The sequence below is a fragment of the Streptomyces sp. NPDC001634 genome, from assembly GCF_040298185.1.
Taxonomy (GTDB): domain Bacteria; phylum Actinomycetota; class Actinomycetes; order Streptomycetales; family Streptomycetaceae; genus Streptomyces.
The window spans coordinates 1-3,163 of the sequence record NZ_JBEOZU010000184.1 but is presented as its reverse complement, the minus strand read 5'-3'; the positions used below and the strand labels follow the sequence as shown (position 1 = coordinate 3,163).

Sequence of the window (3,163 nt, the reverse complement as noted above, 5' to 3'; positions counted from 1 at the left end):
GGGAGCGACCCGTCCTCCGGGTCACTCCCGCTGACCAACGCCCACACCATCAATGCCTGTACGAACACGGTGCCGGTCAGCACCACCACGAGCACGGCACGCAGCGCACGCACTGTCAGTTTTCCCATGCCCCATCCTCCTATCGACCCACGATGGGAATCTATCGAATATCGATAGGTGAAGCAAAGGCTGGGTCGGAGGTCGGGCGGCGGTTTCGCACCATGGCGGGATGCCGCCGCCCCCTCCCGCGGCATGGCGTGATGCGAAGGTTTTCGATCTTGCCGAAGTCGACCTCGCTCAGCCACAAATCGGACGCCATACGAATACGCCGAAGCCTTGTGGTCGGAGCCGATGACGGACTCGTGCTGTTCTGCGGTGTCGCGGTGGGATTCGAGAAAGAAGGCGTGCCACGGCTGCGTACTGGGCGGGCGGACATAACAGAAACGGTGAGCTTCATCGGAGCGTGACCCGCTGACCGGTGATCCTCACAGCAGACGGGTCGTCAGTCGGTGTCGCTCCGCTCATTGCGGGCTCGACTTTGGACTTCGGCGGCATCGATGCCCCCTCACCACGCAGAGCACTTCGATGCTCCCACCGCGAGCACCCAAGTGGTGTCAAAACTCATCGATACCGTTCCCCGATGAGACCGGGTGGTGTCGTCACTGACCGACAGGCGGTGTCACTACTCACCCACACTGCCAGAACCATGACCGGCGATCCACCCGCTCGTGCGACAGCGGCTCCTTCTTCGTGTTCTTCTTCGGCCGCGACACCCGGCCGTCCGGTGCCTTGCGTGCGTACGGCACCGGCGGGTTGTCGAAGCCGGCGCGCGCCTTCCAAGTGGCGATCTGCTGCCGCTGCCCTGCACTGATGGCATCGCTGGCCTCGACTGCGGCCTGGACGAGTTGGCGCACAGTGTCGCGCATCAGCTCCCGCCGCTGAACGACCCCGCGGCGCTGGAGAGCCGTGAGCAGAGTGTGCACGCGACCAGCTGCTCCCCCTTCTCGCCGCTCGTCGCGCTCCACCAAAGCCGTCTCCTGGCCCTGCGGACTGGCCTGTGAGGGAAGTGTGTCGGCGGTGACCGTTAGGCGCACTGGGTGCCTGAGTACACCGACAACCCCGCTGGCCTGGCTCGGTGCCACCCCAGGCCGACGACCTATACGAACTTGTCTGCGAACGGCGGGGAATGCCCCACGCTGCACCACCAGTTGCATCAGGTGGGGCACACCGGGCTGGGCGTCTGGCCTGCGAGGTATAGTCCGCGTTCTTCCGGTGTGAGGTCTCGGCCAACGGCCTGACAGATCTTTTTGATCGCTGTGGCCTGGTCAGGCAGCTTCACGTCCCACAACCGCGTCGTGCCATCCTCGCCGACGGTGACCAGGGTGCGCCCGTCGGGTCTGAATGCCACCAAGGACACGGGATCATCGTGGCCAGTGAGGGTGGTGCGGGTGCGGCCGGTTGAGGTGTCCCACAACCGGACCGTGCCGTCCTCACTGCTGGAGGCCACGGTATGTCCGTCCCGACTGAATGCCACCGAGGTCACCACTCCGGTGTGGCCAATGAGGGTGGTGGCACGACCGGTTGAGGTGTTCCACAACTGCACCCTGCCGTCCTCACTGCCGGCGGCCAGAGTCCGCCCGTCCGGGCTGAACACCGCGTCGTGCTCAAGGTTCGTGAGGCCGGTGAGAGTGGTGCGGGTGCGCCCGGTTTCTGGTGTCCCACAACTGCAACGTGTCGTAGTTGTCGATGGCCAGCGGTGCGCCCGTCGGGGCTGAACGCCACCAAGGACCCGCGGCCGGTGAGGGTGGTGCGGGTGCGGCCGGTTGAGGTGTCGACTCCACCGGCGAACGCCCCGGCCTGACCAACCTGCTCGCCTACGCCCGGCCCGGCGACACAATCGTGGTCCACACCCTCGACAGGCTCGGAAGGAACCTTCGCGAAGTCCTCAACCTCGTAAACGACCTAAACGAGAAGAACATCGGCGTGCGCTCCCTCGCCGACCCGCTTCCGATCAACACCGCCGACGAGGGCGTGGGCCGCATCGCCTTCCTGCTGTTGGCCCTCTTCGCCGAGATGGAACGTACCTTCGCCGCCGAACGCGCCGCCCACGCCCGGCACCGTCGCGGAAGCCGCCGGCCGGCGCGTCGGCCGACCCGTCGCCCACCCCGCCGACAAGATCGACTATGCGCGGCTGCTGAAGCAGCAGGGCGGCAGCCTCGGCGAGATCGCCGCCAAGACCGGCATCCCCTAGACCTCCCTGCACCGCTACCTCCAGGGATAGCCGCCGCACTGGGGAGCCAGGACAGAAGTCCGGGCCTACACGAGCAGAAATGAGCTGACGGCTACCAGCCCAGCAGTGGCTCGCCGAGAGCCAGGCCAGTGGCGGCGAGCCACTCCTCCTGCACGTCCCGGTTCCTGGTCCCGATGGAGAGGTAGACACCGTGCGTGCCCTGCACCGGTTCGGCGCTCTGGGAGGTCCAGACGCTGTTGAGGCACAGCTGGACACCGCACAGCTTGCTGGAGGGCAGTCCGCGCAGCGCGGCGCACCAGCCCACGTCGAAGGACAGCGGGCCGACGTCCGCGACCAGGGCGTCGATGTCGGCTTCCCTGCAGGTGTCCTCCAAGCGGGAGAGCACGAGTGGCGGCCAGGCGTCGCGCCACGGTTCCAGACATATCTCCGGGGGAAGCGGCCAAAGCCCCTCGAGCTCGGGTATCAGCTCCACCCGCACCTCGTACGGACTCTCGCCACGCGGCACGCCCATCGCGTGCAGCCGCCTCCAGAAGTCCTCCAGGCCCGTCTCCGGAAAGCGCCTACCGGCCCGTGTCATGAACCGGCCCTCGCGAAAGAACGTGAGCGCGTGAGCGTACTGCTCCGCCGTGACGACCTGGCCGATCTCGGGGATGTCCGGGTCGTCCGCCCAGTCGGCGAAGTCTCTCAGGAGTTCGCGGGCACGACGCAGAGCGCTCTCCGCGTCCGGCAGCGGTTCCAAAACCTCGTACAGCAACGACATCCCCACGGGCGACCTCCGCGGGCAGCCTAACGGCAACCCCGCAGCCCAATCACTTCGTTTACTGATCTCGGCTCGTTAGGGTGATGTTTGCTGAACATCCTGATGTGGGTGTGGTGTTGCCGGTAGTCCGTGGTGCGTGAGATATGCGGATG

At 66.4% G+C, this 3,163-nt stretch carries 4 protein-coding genes and 2 pseudogenes; 2 read left to right on the top strand and 4 right to left on the bottom strand.

All coding sequences use genetic code 11. The annotated features are described in order from the left end of the window. A pseudogene (locus ABT186_RS47090) lies at positions 1–128 on the bottom strand (DUF2975 domain-containing protein); the annotation flags it as partial. Positions 129–332: 204 nt separating this feature from the next. Between ABT186_RS47090 and ABT186_RS47085 the strand changes: the two are divergent. Further along, positions 333–467 (top strand): annotated as a pseudogene (locus ABT186_RS47085) (nitroreductase); the annotation flags it as partial. Positions 468–686: 219 nt separating this feature from the next. Here ABT186_RS47085 and ABT186_RS47080 read toward each other — a convergent pair. Together ABT186_RS47080 and ABT186_RS47075 are read right to left on the bottom strand one after the other, a co-directional pair. Further along, complete coding sequence (locus tag ABT186_RS47080; RefSeq protein WP_351930580.1) at positions 687–983, bottom strand: hypothetical protein; 297 nt, start codon at positions 981–983, stop codon at positions 687–689. Positions 984–1,213: 230 nt separating this feature from the next. Further along, complete coding sequence (locus ABT186_RS47075) at positions 1,214–1,654, bottom strand: WD40 repeat domain-containing protein (protein ID WP_351232512.1); 441 nt, start codon at positions 1,652–1,654, stop codon at positions 1,214–1,216. Between the two features lie 245 nt (positions 1,655–1,899). Here ABT186_RS47075 and ABT186_RS47070 point away from each other — a divergent pair, with 245 nt between their 5' ends. Continuing rightward, on the top strand, positions 1,900–2,334 hold the full coding sequence (locus tag ABT186_RS47070) for a recombinase family protein (RefSeq protein ID WP_351930578.1): 435 nt from the start codon (positions 1,900–1,902) through the stop codon (positions 2,332–2,334). A gap of 8 nt (positions 2,335–2,342) precedes the next feature. On the opposite strand, the gene ABT186_RS47065 is transcribed toward ABT186_RS47070, so the two are convergent. Continuing rightward, entirely contained in the window at positions 2,343–3,017 is a 675-nt protein-coding gene (locus ABT186_RS47065) for a hypothetical protein (protein ID WP_351232514.1), read from the bottom strand. Between the last annotated feature and the right edge of the window lie 146 nt (positions 3,018–3,163).